The following is an 18,735-nucleotide window of genomic DNA, read 5'->3' on the forward strand; positions in this document are numbered from 1 at the left end:
TGAAAGGGGCGCGGTCCGAAGCCGCGCCCCTCCCCTCGTTCATCAGCCTTCCAGCCACTTCACCTGATCGGGCGTCAGCTTGATGTCGAGCGCCGAGAGGCTGTCCTCCAATTCGGCAATCGTGCGCGGCCCGATCAATGGAATGACCGGGAAAGGCTGGGCGATGACATAGGCGAGCGCGATATGGATCGGGCTGCGGCCGAGCTTGTTGGCGAGCTCGATGGCGCGGTCGCGGCGTCCGAAATTGCGCTCCGAATACCAGACGCGAACGATCTCCTCATCATCCTTCTTGTCGCGGCCGGCGCGGTCGGTAAAGAAGCCGCGGCCCTGGCTGGACCAGGCGAAATTCGGAATCTGCTTCTCGTTCAGCCACGTCTTCCAATCGTCGTCGGAGGCGGCGACGCAGCCGGCCCAGATCGGATCGAGCATCTCGGCGAGCGAGAAATTGTTGGAAAGCGCTGCCGGCGCCGCCTTGCCGGTCTTGTCGGCGTAGGCGATCGCCTCGTCGAAACGCGCCCGCGTCCAGTTCGAACCGCCGAAGATGCCGCGGATACGGCCGCGTTTGACCTCGGCATCCATGGCATCCACGAACTCGCCGACGGGTATATCGGTGTTGTCGCGATGCATGAAATAGATGTCGACATAGTCGGTCTTCAGCCGGGCGAGCGACTGGTCGAGCTGCTTTGCGATCATGTCCGGGTAGCAGAGCGGCGAGTGCGCGCCCTTGCCGATCAGCACGATCTCCTCGCGCGGCACCTTGCGGCTGGTGTGCCAGTCGCCGAAGATTGCCTCCGTTTTGCCGGCGCCATAGACAAAGGCCGTGTCGAAGGCGTTGCCGCCCGCCTCGTAGAAAGCATCGAGCGTCAGCGAGGCGGCGGCGAAGTTCGGGAAGAACTCGAAGCCGAGAGTCACGACCGAAGCGGGCTTCGAGATGCCCGGAATCTGGCGCTGCGGGATGCTGTTGCCCCGCTTGACAGTGCCGCCTGCAATGTTGGCTGTTCGGTTTGCAGCCTTCTCGACGCCGTATTCAAGACCGACCGAGGCGCGCCACTGGTCGAGCACGCGCAGGTTTGCGATCGAATCGGTCCAGCTCATGCCGGGAGTGCTGAACTCGGTCCTGCCGGCCCGGATCGCATCGCCCGCGGCATCCGCCTCGAAGGAATAGAGCCAGCGCTCTTCCCGGACTTCGATCGTTTCTCGGCTGCCGCCCTTGAAGACTTCAATCTTGCCGACGCCGCCCTTGTGGCCGGAGGCGAACCAGAAGTCAGCGACCTCGATCCGGCCCTCGGAGCCGATGATGCGCAGCACATTGTCCTGCTGCGCCATGATCGAGCAGGAGACTTCGGCGATGATCTCGTTCGGGAACTTGAGCACGGCCGACGCCCATTCGTCGACGCCGCTCTCTCCAAGATGGGCGACGCCCGACACCTTTTCCGGTTCGAGGAAGGCCTTGCCCTCCGCGGCGCCGGCGATCAATCGTGCCATGGAAACAGGATAGCCGCCGACGTCGAGAATGCCGCCGCCGGCAGTATCATTGGCGAAAAGCCGATGCTCCGGCTTATAGCTGCCCATGTTGAAGCCGAAGCTCGAGCGGATGATGCGGATTGTGCCGATGACGCCGCTCTTGATGAGCTGAACCAGCTTTTCCGTCTGCGGATGCACCCGGTACATGAAAGCTTCGCCCGCAAAGACCCCGGCTTTCTTGGCTTCGTAGTAAACGGCTTCGGCATCATAGGCCGAAAGCGCGATCGGCTTTTCCACAAGGATGTGCTTGCCGGCGCGCGCCGCCTTGATCGCCCATTCGGCATGGCCGGTATGGGGCACGGAAATATAGACGGCATCGACCTCGGGGTCGGAAAGCAGCGCCTCGTAACCATCGACGATGCGGGCGCCTGGGAAGTTTTCGGCAAGTCCTGGCTTGGAAGGATTGCGGGTGGCAATTGCGACCAGTTTGCCGGTGCGCGAATGGGCAACGCCATCGGCAAAGGTGCGAGCGATGGTGCCGGGGCCGATGATGCCCCAGCGGATCGGTTGATCGGAAGTCATGGAAATCCTCTTTCGTCTTTCTGCCTTGGGATTGGTTCAGCGGAGCCGTTTGCCGGCGCCGTCGAAAAGGAATGTGCGGTTGGCGGGAAGGCCGACGGTCAGCGTCTCTCGATTACCTGAGGTGCGCGATTCAGGCCGCTCAATGATCAGTTGTTCGTCGCCGACGGCGGCATAGATGTAGCTGGTATTGCCGAGGTGTTCGGCGACATCGATGGCAACGGTAAGATCGGTATCGCCAGCACCCCCATCGACGAAATGTTCGGGCCGGATGCCGAGGGTCACTTTCGAGCCGGTTTCGATGGGATCGGCGATGCACAGCGGCAGGCGCGTCTCCGGATTGCTCTCCAGCGCGATAACCGCCCGGCCCGGCTGCGCCTCGACGACCGCGGCTTTCAGGAAATTCATCTTCGGCGAGCCGACGAAGCCAGCGACGAACTGGTTGGCCGGGTCGTCATAGAGGTCGAGCGGTGCGCCGATCTGCTCGATATTGCCGCCGCGCAGCACGACGATGCGGTCGGCAAGCGTCATCGCCTCGGTCTGGTCGTGGGTGACATAGATCATCGTCGTGCCGAGCTGTTTGTGCAGCCTTGATATCTCGACGCGCATCTGCACGCGCAGTTCGGCATCGAGGTTCGATAGCGGTTCGTCGAACAGGAAGACTTCGGGCTCTCGAACGATGGCACGGCCGATGGCAACGCGCTGGCGTTGGCCGCCGGAAAGCTGCTTCGGCCGCCGTTTCATCAGTTCGGTGATCTGCAGGATATCGGCGACATGGCTCACGCGCCGCTCGGTATCGGCCTTCGGGTTGCCGTTCATGCGCAAACCAAAACTCAAGTTCTCCTCGACCGTCAGATGCGGATAGAGCGCATAGGACTGGAAGACCATGGCGATGCCGCGATCTGCCGGCTCGACGTCATTGACGAGCTTGCCACCGATCCGAAGCTCGCCCGATGTAATATCCTCAAGGCCGGCGATCATCCGCAGCAGCGTGGACTTGCCGCAGCCGGAAGGGCCGACGAAGACGACGAATTCGCCGTCCTTCACCTCCAGATTGGCGCCATGGATGATCTCAAAGCCGCCGAAGCGTTTGACGATGTTGGTAAGTGAAAGCTCTGCCATTCGGCTTCCCCGATTACTTGCCCGATTACTTGATTGCGCCGGCCGCGATGCCGGCGATGAAATGGCGCTGGAGCGCCACGAAGACGACGAGGATCGGCGCAGTCAGCAGCACCGCGCCGGCCATGATGCCACCCCAGGACACTTTGGTGAGGCCGATCAGCGTTCCCAATGCCACCGGCGCCGTCATCATCCCCGGTCTGGAATTGATGAGCAGCGGCCAGAGGTAATTGTTCCACGAATGCAGGAAGAGAATGATCGCCAATGCCGCCATGGTCGGGCGCGCCAGCGGAAGGGCGATGCGCAGGAAGATCTGCCATTCCTTGACGCCCTCGACGCGGGCCGCATCGAAGAGCTCGCCCGGCATCATCGAGAAGGACTGTCGCATGAATAAGACGCCGAGCGAATTGAAAAGCGGCGGCACGATCAGTGCCACCCAGGTGTTTGCCAGCTTGAACTCGCGCGCCACCATGATGAATTGCGGTATGACCACCACGGAGAAGGGCAGCGTGATCGTGCCGAGGATGATGGCGATGACAACGGACCGGCCGACAAAACGATAACGCGCGAGCGCCCAGCCGGCCATCGAGGTCAGCATCACCGAAAGCACGGTATAGATAAGCGCCACGCCGATAGAGATTACCATTGCGCCGATGAAATCGGTATCTGCCTGCAGATTTTTGAAATTCTCGACGAAATTGGTCGAAGGCCACAGCACGATCTCGGGATTGAAGATGCCGTTGTCGGGCATTGTCGAGAAGACGAACATCATCCACAGCGGAAACAGCCAGATCAGCGCCAGCGGCGCCAGCGCAGCGTGCAGCGCGATCTGACGGACGAGAAGGGATTGCGACTTGGATCTCATTTCGGGTCCCTCCCGATCCAGAGATTGAAAAAGGAGATCACCACGGCGAGAGCTGCCATCGTATAGGCGATCGCCGAGGCATAACCGAAGTTCAGCGAGGTGAAACCCTGGCGGTAGAGGAAGAGGCCGAGTGTCTCGGTGCCGCCGCCCGGACCACCGCGATTGGTGATGAGGAAGGGTTCGGTAAAGAGCTGCATCGTGCCGATCACCGAGAGCACGACGCAGAAGAGGATGATCGGCTTCAAGAGCGGCAGGGTGATGTGGAAGAATTGCTGTGTCTTGCTCACCCGGTCGAGCGTCGCGGCCTCATAGACATCGTCGGGGATGGCCTGCAGGCCGGCCAGGATGATGATGGCGTTATAGCCGGCCCAGCGCCAAGTGACGGCGAGGATGATCACCGCCATCGCGGCATTGGCGTTGTCGAACCAGGAGATCGGGCTGAAGCCGACCGCCGAAATCATCTTGTTGATGATGCCGAAATCAAGGCTGAACATCAGCCGGAACACGGCTGCGTAGGCGACCTCGCCGACGACAACGGGGGCAAAGAAGGCGAAACGGAAAAGCGGGCGCGCTTTCAGAAGCGGCGAATTGAGCAGCACGGCCATGACGGTCGCCAGCGCGATCATCACAGGCACCTGGATCACCAGGATGATCAGCGTGTTGTAGAGAGCGTTATAGAAGGCAGGGTCGTAGAAGAGCCGGCCCCAATTGGCCTGGAAACTGTATTTCCACGGATTGATGCGCGTGTTCTGAAAGGAAATCAGGAACGAGTCGATGATCGGCCAGACCCAGAAGGTGGCGAAAACAAGCAGATAGGGGGCGAGGAACGCATAGGCGCTCCGGGTTCTGAACGGCATCGAGCCTCCTCCTCACGAACGAATGAATGACGGGCCGCGCTGCAGGCGGGTGAAATGCCGGGCGCGGAAGCGCCCGGCATCGTCATTCATTGCGCGATCGGAAGTCCGGTTGCGGAAGCGATCTGCTTGGCGGCATCGTCGAGAGCCGCCTTCGCATCGGGATAGCCGCCGGCGAAGAATTTCGCCTGCGTTGCCTTGAAGATGCCTTCGGCATCACTTTGGAAGGCGGTGCCGCGGCTCGGCACGATCTTCGGCAGGGTCGCGAGAATGTCGGCCCAGACCTTCTGGCCGCCCCAATAGGGCTGCGGCTCGTTGACGAAAGGATCCTTCTCGGCAGACAGCAGCGACGGGACCAGACCGAATTCCTTCAGCATGGTGACCTGGCCTTCATTCGTCCCGAGGGCGTAGTTGACGAACGTCCAGGCGGCTTCCTTGTTGGCGGAGGTCGCTGAAATGGCGAGCGACGAGCCGCCGAGATTGGCGGCATGCGGGCCGTCGGCCGTTAGGCTCGGCATTCTGTAGACGCCCCACTTGCCCTTGAGATCGGGTGAGGTCGAGCGCACCGTGCCTTCATACCAGCCGCCATAGAGCTGGCTTGCGGCCTTGCCGGCAGTGTTGGCCTGAATCTTCTCGTCCCAGTTGGCTGCGGTCAGCGTGCCTGCATCCTTCATCTCCTTCACCTTCTGCAGCGCGGCGACGCAGGCCGGCTGGTTGATGGTGATGTTCTGGCCGTCGGTCGAGAAATAACCGCAGCCCTGTTCATTGGCGATCATGCGGAACCATTCGCTGTCGCCGTTGAAATCGGCCTGTGCCATGACGACGCCGGGATTGGCGGCAGAAATCTTCTTGCCGGCGGCGATGAAATCGTCCCAGGTGCTGATCGTGCTCGGATCGACGCCGGCCTTTTCGTACATGTCGCGGCGGTAGAAGACGGCGACGGGACCGGAATCCCACGGCATGGCATAGGCGACATCGCCGACCTCAAGTTCGGTGCGCTTGAAGTCGGGGAACTTCGCCTGGATATCGGCCGTGTAGCCGAGCTCCTTCAGATTGGCGAAGCAATCCGGAAAACGGCTCCAGAAGATTTCAGCCTCGAAATTTTCGATGCTGACAATGTCGGGCAAGCCGTCGCCGCCGGCAGCGCAGGCTGCGAGCGTCTTGTCGAAAACCTGGCTGTTGCCAAGATCTTCGACGGTGACCTTGATATCGGGAAATTGTTTGTTGAAGCCGGGAAGCGTGGATTTCAACGCCGATGCGGCGACATTCCAGCTCCAGATTGTGAGATTGGCCGACTCAGCGAAGGCCGAGCCGGAAGCAAGCAGTGCGACAGCTGCGGTCGCAGCGAGAAGTTTGAAGCGCATTGAAAATCCTCCCTTTTCAATTGCCGATCTTTCACGAACGCGGTTAGACTATCCGCAAGGGAGCGGCTGTCTCCTAAAAAGGGAATATGGATTTGGCGGAAAGTAAGGTCGGCACGCGCGCAATCTATCAGCCCGGCGCCAGCAGCATCGAGGGTTCGCCGACGGCACTGCAGATGTTTCACGCGCACCCGCCTGTCATGGCCATGCCGCACTGGCACGCGCAGGTCGAGATCAACTATGTCATGCGCGGAAGTGTGCATTACCGCATGAACGATCACGCGTTTCGGCTGAACGCCGGTGATATGTGCCTGTTTTGGGGTGGGCAGCCGCATCAGATGGACGAATCGTCAGATGATTCGCTCTATGCCGGTGCTCACCTGCCGCTTGTCTATTTCTTCCGGCTGCGCCTGCCGATCAGCATTTCCAGTCGTCTTATGAAAGGTGAGACGTTGCTGACCTCGGCAACGGACGCTGCTGATAACGAAAACTTCGCTCGCTGGTTTCGCTATGCCAATTCCGGTGATTCCGCCAAGGCCCAGCACGCTGTCGACGAATTGCTGCTGCGCATCGAGCGTATCGCATTCGAACCCTATTCGATGACGACATCGAAGACGACCGCCAGCCTGGAAGGCGATCAGCTGCATCCCAACTCCTCGCGAAGCGTCGCGCGCATGTGCGATTTCATCGCCGCCAATTTCCTCCAGGACATCGATTCGGTCGATATCGCTCGCGCCGCGGATCTGCATCCGAAATATGCCATGAATCTTTTCAAGCGATCGACAGGCATGACGCTCAGCAAATATGTGACGCTGCTCAGGCTCTCTCGCGCCCAGGCAATGCTGATGAGCGAAGGCGCCAATGTTCTGCAGGTGGCGATGGACAGCGGTTTCGGCTCGATCAGCGCCTTCAACAAATCCTTCCGCCACATCGCAGGCATGTCGCCGTCCGATTTCCGTCGCGACATCCGCCTGGTGACGACGATGCCCGCCGGCGCCTTCCGCAACTAACGCATGTTTCGCCTCGGTGACCGTAATCGGCGGCTCCAAACGCTGAGCTACCTCTCGGCGAGCTCTATCTGGATGCCATCGGGATCACGAACGAAGGCGACTTTGTGCAGAACCTCGGTGTTGATTGCCAGACGCGGCCGCTCCTTGATCGCGACGCCGGCCTTTTCCAGACGAGCGAAGGTCCCCTCGACATTTTCGAACAGGAAGGTCAGGTGGCGCAGGCCGGCCGCACCGTCCGGCACGTCGACCGCCCTCGCCGCGCCTTCTGCCGGCGCGAAAATTTCCAGCATGCCGCCGCCGGCATCGAGAAAGGCGATCTCGGCGCCATCGGCCATCCTCTTGCGCAGATGCAGGCGCAGGCCGAGCAGACTGCAGTAAAAATCGACGGAGCGGTCCATGTCACTGACCGTCATGCCGACATGTTCGAAGGATTTCAGCATGGGTGCTTCTCTCGGTTAGGATTGCAAAAGGTCCAAGGCTTTCAAGGAGGATCGAAGGGCGTTGACGGCAGTCGACGAGGCAGTCGGTTGTGCTCTGTGGACGTCACCTGTACGGTGGGAGTAAAAACGGGTCAGAACCATATGCATATTCGAAGGGCGGTATCCGCCGACTCGGAGGAACTGTGCAGTCTCCTGAACAAACTCATTCTGGCCGGCGGAACAACCGCACTCGAGACGCCGTTGACGGCTGCGGAATTCGCGGATTGGTTCATCGACGGCGAGTTCCCCCTTATCTGTCATGTCGCGGAGCATGATCGGTCGCTTGCCGGCTTCCAGTCGTTGAGTCTCTATGGCGATCCACCGAGAGGTTATGCCGATATCGCGACATTTGCCCGCATGAACCCCAAAATTTCCGGCGTCGGCAGCGCCCTTTTTCCGGCGACGCTGGCAGCAGCCGAGGAACTCGGGCTTGAATTCATCAATGCGACCATTCGTGCCGACAATGTCGGAGGTCTTGCCTATTACACAAAGATGGGCTTTGAGCCTTATGACCGGCTCATTCAGGTCCCGCTTTTGGACGGAACGCCGGTCGATCGGATCAAGAAGCGTTTCAGGGTGGATGCCAAGCGCCGCCCGGCATCCACCGCGTAATCGTTCAGAGGCCGTCGGACCTACGCTGTTCTTCCGGGAGCCAGGAGCGATAGAGCGGATGATCGGCGGCAATCGGCATCGGCGTCGGCCGGCCGGTGCGCTGGGAGAAATAAGCGGCCGTCACCAGCTCCAGCGAATTGCGGGCATCCTGCAACGTCACCGGCGGTTCCGTGTCCTCGACGATCGCCCTGTGGAAAAGCTCGAACTGGCGGGTATAACCATCCTCGCCCGGCACATAGGCGGCGAGCGCCGCATCGACCCGCGCCTGGTGCTCTTCGGTTCCGGCGGTAAAGACCCAGGGATCGCGGCCCATCGTATAGGGTTCGAGGATGCTCTCGGCGACGAGATCGCTGAAGCAGAAACGCAGCCGTGAGATTTCCTTGCGCGAGCCGAGCGTCATCGACAGCGTCGCCAGCGAGCCATTCTGCATTCTCACCGAGAGGGCGGCCGTATCCTCGACCTCGATCGGATTGACCAGCGTCGCCCCATAGGAAAATACTTCGGCGCAGGGACCGTGCACATAATTCAGCATGTCATGGGCATGGATCGCGTGGCCGAGAAGGCCGCCGCCGAGTTCGCTCGCCCATTTGCCGCGCCACGGCACGGCGTAATAATCCGGCCCGCGCCACCAATGGGTCTCGATCGTCGTCAGGAACGGCTTGCCGGCAAGGCCCTGCTCGATCAGCAGTTTCAGCTTCTGCAGGCCGGAGCCGTAGCGATACTGAAAGATCGGCATCAGCTTCCTGCCCGGGAAGCGGGCGAGGATGCGGCCCATCTCATCGACTTCGGCAATCGAGCCGAAGAGCGGCTTCTCGCAAATCACATGCTTGCCGGATTCGATTCCCTTGCGGCAGAGTTCGAAATGCGAGCTCGGTGGCGTCGAAATGTCGATGATGTCGAGATCGTTCCGGGCAAACAGCGAATCCGCATCCTGCGTATATTCCGCAATGGCGAATTCGTCGCACAGCGCCCGGCCGCGATCCTCGTCCAGCGAGCAAAGGACGGGAACCTCGAAAAGATCTTTGTTCCAGCCGAAGCCCGTCAGGTGCCGCGCGGCAATACCCGCGCCGATAACGCCGACGCGTAATTTTCTGGCCATGATATCCTCCTCAGCGAGCGCCGATGCGCGCGGCTTTCGTCTGGGCTTCGAGCGAAAGCCGGCAGACTTCGAAAACGTGATCCTGCGTCATCGCCGTTTGCGTGCGGTTTGCGACATCGGCGGTGAACGCGTCGAAATAATCGAGCTTCTCACTGCTGCAATCGATATGGGTCATTTCCTTGCCATTGACGAGGAAGAGGTGATCCTTGCCCGGCCTACCGGCAATATCGATATATTTGCGCAGCTCGATATAACCCTCCGTACCGAGGATGGTGAGGCGGCCGTCGCCCCAGGTCGGGAGCGCCTCCGGGGTGAACCAGTCGACGCGGACATAGCCGGCCGCCTTGTCGGAGCGCAGCAGCACCTCCCCGAAATCCTGGAAGGCGGGTTTATCGGGCATGCCGAAATTACCGATCGAGCTGGCGATGACTTCGCCCGAGGTCGAGCCGGTATAGAACAGGAACTGATCGACCTGGTGCGAGGCGATGTCGACGATGATGCCGCCGAAATATTCCGGATCGAAGAACCAATCGGGTCGGGTCGGCAGCTGCAGCCGGTGCGGACCGACGCCGAGCGTCTGAATGACCTTGCCGATCGCACCTTCCTTAACCAGCTTGCCGGCCTTGACGGCGGAGCGCACACAATGGCGCTCGGAAAAGCAGATGGAGAAGATCTTGCCGGTCTCGGCAACGGTGCGCTTAACCTCCTCGAGCTGGGCAAAGGTCGTCACACCCGGCTTGTCGGTCATCACGTCCTTGCCCGCTTTCATCGCGCGGATGGCGAGTCCGGCCCGGTCACGCGGAATGGCGGAAATGCAGATGACATCAATCGAGGGATCGTCGAACAGTTTCTCCCGGTCGATCTGCGGCGCATCGGGATAGGTCTTCTCGAAGGCTTCCCGCAATGCCGGCACGGAGGTCTGCGGGCAATAGCCAACGAACTCGCCGCCTGCGGCGAGCAGTCCCTTCACGTGATCGAACGTATGCCCATGGTCGATTCCGACGACGGCAAATCTCAACATCGCTGCAATATCCTCCCGGGATTTTCGTGCGGCCGGCTGGTGCCGGCATCCTCCATATCGGCCAAAACAGATAACGAAAGCAGGCTCCTGTCAAGGCAAGCTGGGGGGTGAAATCGCCAGTGTTCGTATTCAACCATCTGAAAAATAAAGCTTATTATGTATCTAAATAGTTATTTGTGACCTTCATTCGACTTGATGCAGGCAGCAGATCCGCTTTTCAATCCGATCCGGCAAAAGTCTTTTTCCCCCGCCTATCTTGCTCCGCTCGGCCGAATGTGATCGATTTCGCCGGCCGCCGGGCTGGAGGGCGGCAACAATCTCGGAATTGTTTCAAGAGCGCTCGCCGCTGCCTGTAACGGAGGATCACCATGTCTCATCCCCTTCTCGATGCTGCCGCTTCCGGCGGAATTTTTGTCGGGCGCGTCTGGAATCCCGAAGTTGCCGGCCCGAGCATCGTGACGCTTCGTGACGGAATGCTCATCGACATCACCTCGCACGAGGCGCCGACGCTGAGCGCCCTGGTCGAGAGCCAGAATGCCGCGGGCTTCGTCCGAGCCGCAAGTGGCAAGGAGATCGGTCCTCTGGAGGAGATTGCCGCCAACAGCACCGGAAAGCCGGATGCCGGACGACCCTACCTCTTAGCGCCCGCCGACCTGCAGGCGGTCAAGGCCTGCGGCGTCACATTTGCCCAGTCGATGATCGAACGCGTCATCGAGGAGAAGGCGGCCGGCAATCCCGATCGTGCCGCCTCGATCCGTGAGCGCGTTAGCGCGCTGATCGGCGGCAGTCTCACCAACCTCAAGGCCGGCTCGCCCGAGGCCGCCAAGGTCAAGCAAGCGCTGATCGACGAGGGCATGTGGTCGCAATATCTTGAGGTCGGCATCGGCCCCGATGCCGAGGTCTTCACCAAGGCGCCGGTGCTCTCTTCGGTCGGCTGGGGTGCCGATGTCGGCCTGCATCCGATCTCGACATGGAACAATCCGGAGCCGGAAATCGTGCTCGCGGTCAACAGCCGCGGTGAAATCAAGGGTGCGACGCTCGGCAATGACGTCAACCTTCGCGATGTCGAAGGGCGCTCGGCGCTCCTGCTCGGCAAGGCCAAGGACAACAACGCCTCCTGCTCGATCGGACCTTTCGTCCGTCTGTTTGATGACGGGTATGGACTGGATGACGTGCGCAAGGCCGAACTCGATCTGAAGGTAACGGGTCAGGACGGCTTCGTGATGCATGGGAAAAGCTCGATGTCACAGATCAGCCGCGACCCGACCGATCTCGTCAAACAGACGCTTGGCCCTCATCATCAATACCCCGATGGTTTCATGCTCTTTCTCGGAACGCTGTTTGCGCCAACGCAGGACCGTGATGCGCCGAAGCAAGGCTTTACGCACAAGATCGGCGATGTCGTCGAGATTTCCTCGGCCGGGCTCGGCACGCTCGTCAATACCGTGCGCCTCTCCACCGAATGCCCGCCGTGGACCTTCGGCATATCGGCACTGATGCGCAACCTTGCGACGCGCGGGTTGCTCTAAGCAAAGTGCGCAGCGGTTTGCCTCCGGCTGCGCAGATTTTATGAACTACTGGTTTCGCCGTTTGCCCTCTAGCAGGTCGAGAACGGAGTTTGCCGCTTCCAGAACGTTCGTGCCCGGGCCGAACACGGCCGCAACGCCGTGTTCATGAAGGAATTCATAGTCCTGTCGTGGGATGACGCCGCCGCAGACGACGATGACATCGTCGCCACCCTTTTCCCTGAGCCTCTCGACCAACTGCGGCAGCAGCGTCCTGTGGCCTGCGGCGAGCGACGAGACGCCGACGACATTGACCTTTCGATCAAGCGCCAACTCGACAGCCTCGTCAGGCGTCTGAAACAGCGGACCGGCGAGCACGTCGAAGCCGATGTCGCCGAAGGCCGAGGCGATCACTTTAGCGCCCCGGTCGTGCCCGTCCTGACCAAGCTTGGCGACCATGATTTTCGGCCGGTACCCCATCGCTTCCGTCACCCCTGCCATACGCTCCCTCAGGACGGCAAGTTCCGGCTCATTGTCATAGGCTTCGCCATAGACTCCCCTGATGACATCAGGTGTCGCGGCATGATCACCAAAGGCAGCGCGCATCGCATCCGATATCTCGCCGACAGTGGCGCGGGCCCGCGCCGCCTCGATGGCGGCCGCCAGCAGATTGCCCTTGCCGCTGCGTGCGGTTTCTGCCAGAGCGGCCAGCGTTTCGCGCACGGCACTGCTATCGCGCCGCCGCTTCGTCTCCTCGATGCGGCGGATCTGCGCGTTGCGCACTTTGCTGTTGTCGATCTCCAAAATGTCGATCGGCTGTTCGTTGTCGAGCCTGTAGCGGTTAACCCCGACGATGACCTCCTCGCCCTTGTCGACGGCGGCCTGGCGGCGCGCCGCCGCTTCCTCGATCAGCCGCTTCGGCAAACCGTCGTTGACAGCCTTCGTCATGCCGCCAAGCGCTTCCACCTCCTCGATTAGAGCCCAGGCCTTGTCGGCGAGTTCCTTCGTCAGGCTCTCGACATAATAGGAGCCCGCCAGCGGATCGACCACCTTGGTCACTCCGGTTTCATGCTGGAGGATTAGCTGGGTGTTGCGGGCGATGCGGGCGGAGAATTCCGTCGGCAGCGCAATCGCCTCGTCGAAGGAGTTGGTGTGCAGCGACTGCGTGCCGCCGAGCACGGCCGACATCGCCTCGAAGGCAGTGCGGATGATGTTGTTGTAGGGATCCTGCTCCTGCAATGAAACGCCGGAGGTCTGGCAATGGGTGCGAAGCATCAGCGAGGATGCCTTCTTCGGCCGGAACTCCTCCATGATGCGGGTCCAGAGCAGCCGGGCGGCGCGCAGCTTCGCCGCCTCCATGAAGAAGTTCATGCCGATCGCAAAGAAGAAGGAGAGTCTTCCGGCGAAATCATCGACGTTGAGACCCTTGGCAATTGCCGCCCTGACATATTCGCGGCCGTCGGCCAGCGTGAAGGCAAGCTCCTGGACCAGCGTCGCGCCGGCCTCCTGCATGTGATAGCCGGAGATCGAGATCGAGTTGAATTTCGGCATCTCCCTTGCCGTATAGTCGATTATGTCGGCAACGATCCGCATCGAAGGTTCTGGCGGATAGATATAGGTGTTGCGGACCATGAACTCCTTGAGGATGTCGTTCTGAATGGTTCCCGACAGCTCGGCCCTCGGCACGCCCTGCTCTTCGCCGGCGACGATGAAGGAAGCGAGGATCGGAATGACGGCGCCGTTCATGGTCATTGAGACCGACATGTCACCAAGCGGAATGCCGTCGAACAGGATTTTCATGTCCTCTACGCTGTCGATCGCGACGCCCGCCTTGCCGACATCGCCCTCGACGCGAGGGTGGTCGCTGTCATAACCGCGATGGGTGGCAAGATCGAAGGCGACCGACAGGCCCTTCTGGCCGGCAGCGAGATTGCGGCGATAAAAGGCGTTCGATTCCTCTGCTGTGGAGAAGCCGGCATATTGGCGAATGGTCCATGGCCGGCCGGCATACATCGTCGCGCGCGGTCCGCGGGTAAAGGGCGCAAAACCGGGCAGCGAGCCGAGATGCGCGGCGCCTTCGAGGTCCTCAGCGGTATAGAGCGGCTTGACAGCGATGCCTTCCGGCGTGCGCCAGGTCAGGGTTTCGGGTGAGGCGCGCAGCTCCTTCTGCGCAAGCTCCGCCCAATCCGACAGCGTCTTCTTCGTCATGCGTTCCTCCGGCTGCTTCGTCGCCACCTTATCACTTCACAGGTGGATCACGCGATACAGCCTTAGGACAATTAACACAGCACGCCATTCACCCGCCGCAAGCCTCCGACTATGACCTATCTGTGGTCGAGCTTGGCGATTAGTCGGTCGCCGAGCCACTGGATGCCGCAGACGAGTATGACGAGGACGGCGACCACTGCGATCATGACATTGGTTTCGAAGCGCTGATAGCCATAGCGAATGGCAAGGTCGCCGAGGCCGCCGGCGCCGATCGCGCCCGCCATGGCCGAGGCGCCGATCAGCGTCACCAGGGTGACGGTGAAGCCGGCGACGATGCCCGGCAGCGCTTCAGGAACCAGCACCTCGCGAATGATGGTCCAGCGATTGCCGCCCATGGCGCGCACGGCATCGATCAGCCCGCGGTCGACCTCTCGCAACGACACCTCTGCGATGCGCGCATAGTAGGGTGTCGCGGCGATGGCGAGCGGCACGATGGCCGCCCCGGTGCCGAGCGCGGTGCCGACGATCAGCCGCGTCAGCGGGATCAGCGCCACCAGCAGGATGATGAATGGCACCGAGCGGAAGCCGTTGATGGCGGCACCGAGCACGCGGTTGATCCAGAGATTTTCGGCGATGCCGCCGCGCGCCGTGACGACGAGGGCAAGGCCGAGCGGCAGACCTGCGACGAGCGAAATCACCCCCGAGGCGACAGTCATCAGGACCGTCTCCCAAAGCGAGCGAAGAAGCAGTTCAAGCATGATCGGTGTCATAGCCAAGCACCTCCACCCGGGCGGACCGGGCCGTCAGGAATTGTTCGACCTTTCCGGCAAGCGCTGGGTCGCGCGCGGGAACGGCGATGAAGAACCGCGCCACCGGCTGGTTCTGGATATGGTCGATGCCGCCATGGACGAGGCGGAAGGAATGCGGCAGAGCCGCGGAGAGTTCGGCAAACAGCGCCCCCTGCGCTTGCGGCCCGGCAAGATCGACACTTAGGATCACTTCACTGCCCGTCGTCGCCGACAGCCGGCCGAGAATGTGATCGGGAAGTTGCGGGCGGATGCCGCCAAGCAAGCTCCTGGTGATGTCAGTTTGCGGATTGGCGAAGACCGACCAGACCTGGCCCTCCTCGACGATCCGTCCGGCATCGATGACCGCAACGCGATCGGCAATGCCGCGCACCACTTCCATCTCATGCGTGATCAGGAGAATGGTCAGTCCGAGCTTACGATTGATATCCTTGAGCAGGGTCAGGATCGATCGTGTTGTCTCAGGGTCGAGGGCCGATGTCGCCTCGTCCGAGAGAAGTAGCGCCGGGCGCGCCGCCAGCGCCCGGGCGATGCCGACGCGTTGTTTCTGCCCACCGGATAGCGAGGCGGGATAGGCTTGCGCCTTGTCGGCAAGACCGACGAGCTCGAGAAGTTCATGGGCGCGCTTCAGGCGCTCGGCCTTGGCAATACCCTCGATCTTCAGCGGCAGGGCAACATTGTCCTCCACCGTTTTGGCCGAAAGCAGGTTGAAGTGCTGAAAGATCATGCCGATGCGGCGGCGCAGCGGCTGCAGTTCCTGCTCTTGAAGCCCGGTTATATCGCGGCCGTCGATGCGGATTTCGCCGCTGTCGGCGCGTTCCAGCCCGTTCAGGCAGCGGATCAGCGTCGACTTGCCGGCGCCGCTACGGCCGATAATGCCGAGGATCTCGCCCCTCATCACGCTCAGTGAAATACCGTCAAGTGCCGGCGTGGTCCCGAACCGACGCTTCACGTCGATAAGCCTCACCACCTCTTCGGCTGCCGCCTGCGGCCGCGGCTCGATCGTCGCCCTTGAAACAACGGAGTTCATGTACTTATCCCTGCAAATATTGAAGGCGGCCCCGGCAGGAACGCCCGGGCCGCCTTTCGGCCGGCCTTAACCGCGGCCCAGTTTCGGATCAATAGGCGCTGAGACCTGTCCCCTTGTATACCTTGTCGAACTCGGCTTTGACGGTGTCGTTCTGGTAGGAAGATACCAGCGTTTTGACCCAGTCCGCATCCTTGTTCTCTTCCTTGACGGCGATGAAGTTGCGGTAGGGGTTGTCGGCGATCGGCTCCTGCGCGATACGCTCGGCCGGAGAAAGTCCGCTCTTCAGCGCCCAGTCGGTGTTGACGACGCCGGCGTCGAGATCGTCGATCGAACGGCCGACGATGCCGGCATCGAGTTCCTTGATCTCGATTTTCTTCGAATTGTCGGTGACGTCGGCGACAGTTGCGAGAATGCCGGTGCCGTCCTTCAGCTTGATCAGGCCTTCATTCTGGAGAACCCGCAGCGCCCGACCTTCGTTCGAGGGATCGTTCGGCACGCCGATGACGGCGCCTTCGGGGATCTCGGCGACGGCCTTGTGTTTCTTGCTATAAAGGCCGATCGGCCAGACGCCAGTGTAGCCGACGGGGACGATGTGATAGCCGTGCTGCTGAACCTGGTTGTCTAGATAGGGCTTGTGCTGGAAGGCATTGGCGTCGATCTCGCCGCGCTCCAGCGCTTCGTTCGGCTGAGTGTAGTCGTTGAAGATGACGGTCTCGATCTTGAGGCCCTTTTTGGCGGCTTCGCTGGTCACCACCCGCCATACATCCTCATCCTCGCCGGCCATGATTCCGACCTTGATCGACTTGTCCTCGGCAAAGGAGGGTGCCGGTGCGGCAAAGATAAAAAGGGCAGCTGCGGAAACAGCGGCGGCCGCAAGAGCCGCGCGGCGCGAAAAATGGAGGCCGTGAAGTTTTTTGTTCTTGGTCATTTTATATCCCGTCTGACTGATGAGGCCGAGCGCCCCGAGCCGGCTGATCATGTCAAAAGGCTGCATCGCGGGCGAAGCAAGAATGTCTGATGTCCAGGAAGGGTCGGAAAAACTCTTGCCGTGCCATCAATACTGGCAGCATAATTTTCCATCGAATTTATGGATTAATTGCGGCTTGTGAGCAGATTCTAAAGAAGGAAAACGCGCCTCCGGTCGCCTTCCATCCACGACGGCCAAAGGATGAGCCACTTCCGGAGCTCGATATGCCAATCGCGACGTCGAGGATGGCCTCAGGCCCGCGTGTGTTTCGGAATGCGCGGCAGGAAGACGGTCAGCAGGCCGAGCAGCGGCAGGTAGGAGCAGATGCGGTAGACGAAGGCAATGCCGTGAGTGTCGGCAAAATCGCCAAGCAGCGCAGCCCCTAACCCCCCTGCCCCGAATGCAAAGCCGAAGAAGACTCCGGCAATCAGCCCGACGCGGCCGGGCACCAGTTCCTGCGCGAAGACGACGATCGCTGAAAAGGCCGACGCGAACACCAGGCCGATGACGATGCTGAGCACGCCTGTCCAGAAAAGATCGGCATAGGGCAGCAGCAACGCGAAGGGAATGACGCCGAGGATCGAAAACCAGATGACGAAACGGGCACCGAATCGATCGCCGATCGGTCCGCCGAGGAACGTGCCGACGGCGACCGAGCCGAGAAACAGGAAAAGCATCAGCTGCGCCTGCTGCACGCTGAGTTCGAACCTGTCGATGACATAGAAGGTGAAGTAGCTCGACACGCTCGCCATGTAGACATTCTTCGTCGCCGTCAGCAGCACGAGGATCAGCAGCGCCCAGATGACCCGGTTCTGCGGCAGCGGCAGAGTTCGGCTGACAGCCGGTTTGCTGGCGTTTTGACGCCTGTGGCTCATATACCAGCTGCCCACCCAGCTCAGCACGACCATGCCGATCATGGCGATGGCGGCAAACCAGGAGACGCTGTGTTGCCCGAGCGGCAGCACGATGAAGGCGGCGAGCAGCGGGCCGATCGCCTGGCCGGCATTGCCGCCGACCTGGAAAAAGGACTGCGCGAAACCGTGGCGGCCGCCGGAGGCAAGACGGGCAACACGCGAGGATTCCGGATGGAAGACCGCCGAGCCAAAACCGATCAGGCTTGCCGCGACCAGCAGCAGCGCGAAATTGCCGGCATTGCCGAGCAGAATGAGGCCGCAAAAGGTACTCGCCATGCCGACCGGCAGCGAATAGGGCATCGGCCAGCGATCGGTGACGATGCCGACCGCCGGCTGCAGCAGAGACGCCGTGACCTGGAACGTCATGGTCAGGAGGCCGATCTGGACAAAATCGAGATCGTAATTCGCCTTGAACAATGGATAGAGCGAGGCGAGCAGTGACTGCATGATGTCGTTCAGCATGTGGCAGAAGCTGACGGCCATCAGAATGGACATCGTCGTCTTTTCGAAACGGGGCGCGCGCTCGGCAACGGTTGCCATCAATATCCCTCCTGCACAGGCACGATCAGTGCCGCGTCGTTTTCGATGGATTGGGCGATCGGGGCTGGCAAGACTGTCGAGCGACGGTCGCTGAAAGATATTTACCGCAGGCCGGGCAACGATCACCAGCCCGGTTTGGCCAGGATCGGTACGGCTTTTGTTTGATTTGCCTATGCCCGACCGGCTCTTGCGTCGCTGGCCGTGTGTTGGACGCGGGTTTTCATATCACAGTCAGCCGAGATCATCGCATGCATGCTATACTATATGAAAACAACCGTGGAAAACTGCTTACAGGGGTACTA

General features: G+C 61.0%; 16 protein-coding genes. 3 read left to right on the forward strand and 13 right to left on the reverse strand.

Annotated features, from left to right (window positions below; all coding sequences use genetic code 11):
- Positions 1 to 42: 42 nt before the first annotated feature.
- The 5 genes from NXC14_RS29565 to NXC14_RS29585 form a co-directional block, all read right to left on the reverse strand.
- Positions 43 to 2,046, reverse strand: coding sequence for an aldo/keto reductase (locus NXC14_RS29565; RefSeq protein ID WP_085781574.1), 2,004 nt, complete (start codon positions 2,044 to 2,046; stop codon positions 43 to 45).
- Between the two features lie 36 nt (positions 2,047 to 2,082).
- A complete protein-coding gene (gene ugpC, locus NXC14_RS29570; RefSeq protein ID WP_085781575.1) occupies positions 2,083 to 3,165 on the reverse strand; it encodes a sn-glycerol-3-phosphate ABC transporter ATP-binding protein UgpC in 1,083 nt (360 codons plus the stop codon).
- A 25-nt stretch (positions 3,166 to 3,190) separates the two neighbouring features.
- Positions 3,191 to 4,027: a carbohydrate ABC transporter permease gene (locus NXC14_RS29575; RefSeq protein WP_085781576.1), complete on the reverse strand. Its 837-nt coding sequence runs from the start codon at positions 4,025 to 4,027 to the stop codon at positions 3,191 to 3,193.
- A complete protein-coding gene (locus NXC14_RS29580; protein WP_085781577.1) occupies positions 4,024 to 4,884 on the reverse strand; it encodes a sugar ABC transporter permease in 861 nt (286 codons plus the stop codon). Before NXC14_RS29580 ends, NXC14_RS29575 begins: the two co-directional genes overlap by 4 nt.
- 86 nt (positions 4,885 to 4,970) lie before the next feature.
- Positions 4,971 to 6,245, reverse strand: coding sequence for an extracellular solute-binding protein (locus NXC14_RS29585; RefSeq protein WP_085781578.1), 1,275 nt, complete (start codon positions 6,243 to 6,245; stop codon positions 4,971 to 4,973).
- A gap of 86 nt (positions 6,246 to 6,331) precedes the next feature.
- On the opposite strand from NXC14_RS29585, the gene NXC14_RS29590 reads away from it, so the two are divergent.
- Complete coding sequence (locus tag NXC14_RS29590) at positions 6,332 to 7,252, forward strand: helix-turn-helix domain-containing protein (protein WP_085781579.1); 921 nt, start codon at positions 6,332 to 6,334, stop codon at positions 7,250 to 7,252.
- 47 nt (positions 7,253 to 7,299) lie between these two features.
- Here NXC14_RS29590 and NXC14_RS29595 read toward each other — a convergent pair whose 3' ends face one another.
- The gene (locus tag NXC14_RS29595) at positions 7,300 to 7,692 is read right to left on the reverse strand and encodes a VOC family protein (RefSeq protein ID WP_085781580.1); all 393 of its coding nucleotides are present in this window, start codon (positions 7,690 to 7,692) and stop codon (positions 7,300 to 7,302) included.
- 141 nt (positions 7,693 to 7,833) lie between these two features.
- Between NXC14_RS29595 and NXC14_RS29600 the strand changes: the two genes are divergently transcribed.
- A complete protein-coding gene (locus NXC14_RS29600) occupies positions 7,834 to 8,343 on the forward strand; it encodes a GNAT family N-acetyltransferase (protein WP_085781581.1) in 510 nt (169 codons plus the stop codon).
- Positions 8,344 to 8,347: 4 nt separating this feature from the next.
- On the opposite strand, the gene NXC14_RS29605 is transcribed toward NXC14_RS29600, so the two are convergent.
- A complete protein-coding gene (locus NXC14_RS29605; RefSeq protein ID WP_085781582.1) occupies positions 8,348 to 9,442 on the reverse strand; it encodes a Gfo/Idh/MocA family oxidoreductase in 1,095 nt (364 codons plus the stop codon).
- A 10-nt stretch (positions 9,443 to 9,452) separates the two neighbouring features.
- Complete coding sequence (locus NXC14_RS29610; RefSeq protein WP_085781583.1) at positions 9,453 to 10,463, reverse strand: Gfo/Idh/MocA family oxidoreductase; 1,011 nt, start codon at positions 10,461 to 10,463, stop codon at positions 9,453 to 9,455.
- Positions 10,464 to 10,831: 368 nt separating this feature from the next.
- Here NXC14_RS29610 and NXC14_RS29615 point away from each other — a divergent pair, with 368 nt between their 5' ends.
- A complete protein-coding gene (locus NXC14_RS29615; protein WP_085781584.1) occupies positions 10,832 to 11,992 on the forward strand; it encodes a fumarylacetoacetate hydrolase family protein in 1,161 nt (386 codons plus the stop codon).
- 45 nt (positions 11,993 to 12,037) lie between these two features.
- Here the strand turns inward: NXC14_RS29615 and scpA are convergent, their stop codons facing one another.
- The 5 genes from scpA to NXC14_RS29640 form a co-directional block, all read right to left on the reverse strand.
- Entirely contained in the window at positions 12,038 to 14,176 is a 2,139-nt protein-coding gene (gene scpA / locus NXC14_RS29620; RefSeq protein ID WP_085782048.1) for a methylmalonyl-CoA mutase, read from the reverse strand.
- A gap of 116 nt (positions 14,177 to 14,292) precedes the next feature.
- A complete protein-coding gene (locus NXC14_RS29625; RefSeq protein WP_085781585.1) occupies positions 14,293 to 14,946 on the reverse strand; it encodes a methionine ABC transporter permease in 654 nt (217 codons plus the stop codon).
- Positions 14,927 to 16,012 carry a methionine ABC transporter ATP-binding protein gene (locus tag NXC14_RS29630; protein WP_085781586.1) on the reverse strand — a complete coding sequence of 362 codons (1,086 nt, stop codon included), beginning with the start codon at positions 16,010 to 16,012 and terminating at the stop codon, positions 14,927 to 14,929. The genes NXC14_RS29625 and NXC14_RS29630 overlap by 20 nt, the downstream gene beginning before the upstream one ends.
- A gap of 88 nt (positions 16,013 to 16,100) precedes the next feature.
- Positions 16,101 to 16,940: a MetQ/NlpA family lipoprotein gene (locus tag NXC14_RS29635; RefSeq protein WP_085782049.1), complete on the reverse strand. Its 840-nt coding sequence runs from the start codon at positions 16,938 to 16,940 to the stop codon at positions 16,101 to 16,103.
- Positions 16,941 to 17,230: 290 nt separating this feature from the next.
- The gene (locus NXC14_RS29640; RefSeq protein WP_085781587.1) at positions 17,231 to 18,433 is read right to left on the reverse strand and encodes an MFS transporter; all 1,203 of its coding nucleotides are present in this window, start codon (positions 18,431 to 18,433) and stop codon (positions 17,231 to 17,233) included.
- Positions 18,434 to 18,735: the final 302 nt, after the last annotated feature.

The organism is Rhizobium sp. NXC14, assembly GCF_002117485.1.
Lineage (GTDB): Bacteria > Pseudomonadota > Alphaproteobacteria > Rhizobiales > Rhizobiaceae > Rhizobium.

Bases quoted from the DNA above. Each gene is read 5' to 3' on its own strand.
- NXC14_RS29565 (WP_085781574.1), bottom strand. From the start codon at position 2,046: ATGACTTCCGATCAACCGATCCGCTGGGGCATCATCGGCCCCGGCACC.
- ugpC (WP_085781575.1), bottom strand. From the start codon at position 3,165: ATGGCAGAGCTTTCACTTACCAACATCGTCAAACGCTTCGGCGGCTTT.
- NXC14_RS29575 (WP_085781576.1), bottom strand. From the start codon at position 4,027: ATGAGATCCAAGTCGCAATCCCTTCTCGTCCGTCAGATCGCGCTGCAC.
- NXC14_RS29580 (WP_085781577.1), bottom strand. From the start codon at position 4,884: ATGCCGTTCAGAACCCGGAGCGCCTATGCGTTCCTCGCCCCCTATCTG.
- NXC14_RS29585 (WP_085781578.1), bottom strand. From the start codon at position 6,245: ATGCGCTTCAAACTTCTCGCTGCGACCGCAGCTGTCGCACTGCTTGCT.
- NXC14_RS29590 (WP_085781579.1), top strand. From the start codon at position 6,332: ATGGATTTGGCGGAAAGTAAGGTCGGCACGCGCGCAATCTATCAGCCC.
- NXC14_RS29595 (WP_085781580.1), bottom strand. From the start codon at position 7,692: ATGCTGAAATCCTTCGAACATGTCGGCATGACGGTCAGTGACATGGAC.
- NXC14_RS29600 (WP_085781581.1), top strand. From the start codon at position 7,834: ATGCATATTCGAAGGGCGGTATCCGCCGACTCGGAGGAACTGTGCAGT.
- NXC14_RS29605 (WP_085781582.1), bottom strand. From the start codon at position 9,442: ATGGCCAGAAAATTACGCGTCGGCGTTATCGGCGCGGGTATTGCCGCG.
- NXC14_RS29610 (WP_085781583.1), bottom strand. From the start codon at position 10,463: ATGTTGAGATTTGCCGTCGTCGGAATCGACCATGGGCATACGTTCGAT.
- NXC14_RS29615 (WP_085781584.1), top strand. From the start codon at position 10,832: ATGTCTCATCCCCTTCTCGATGCTGCCGCTTCCGGCGGAATTTTTGTC.
- scpA (WP_085782048.1), bottom strand. From the start codon at position 14,176: ATGACGAAGAAGACGCTGTCGGATTGGGCGGAGCTTGCGCAGAAGGAG.
- NXC14_RS29625 (WP_085781585.1), bottom strand. From the start codon at position 14,946: ATGACACCGATCATGCTTGAACTGCTTCTTCGCTCGCTTTGGGAGACG.
- NXC14_RS29630 (WP_085781586.1), bottom strand. From the start codon at position 16,012: ATGAACTCCGTTGTTTCAAGGGCGACGATCGAGCCGCGGCCGCAGGCG.
- NXC14_RS29635 (WP_085782049.1), bottom strand. From the start codon at position 16,940: ATGACCAAGAACAAAAAACTTCACGGCCTCCATTTTTCGCGCCGCGCG.
- NXC14_RS29640 (WP_085781587.1), bottom strand. From the start codon at position 18,433: ATGGCAACCGTTGCCGAGCGCGCGCCCCGTTTCGAAAAGACGACGATG.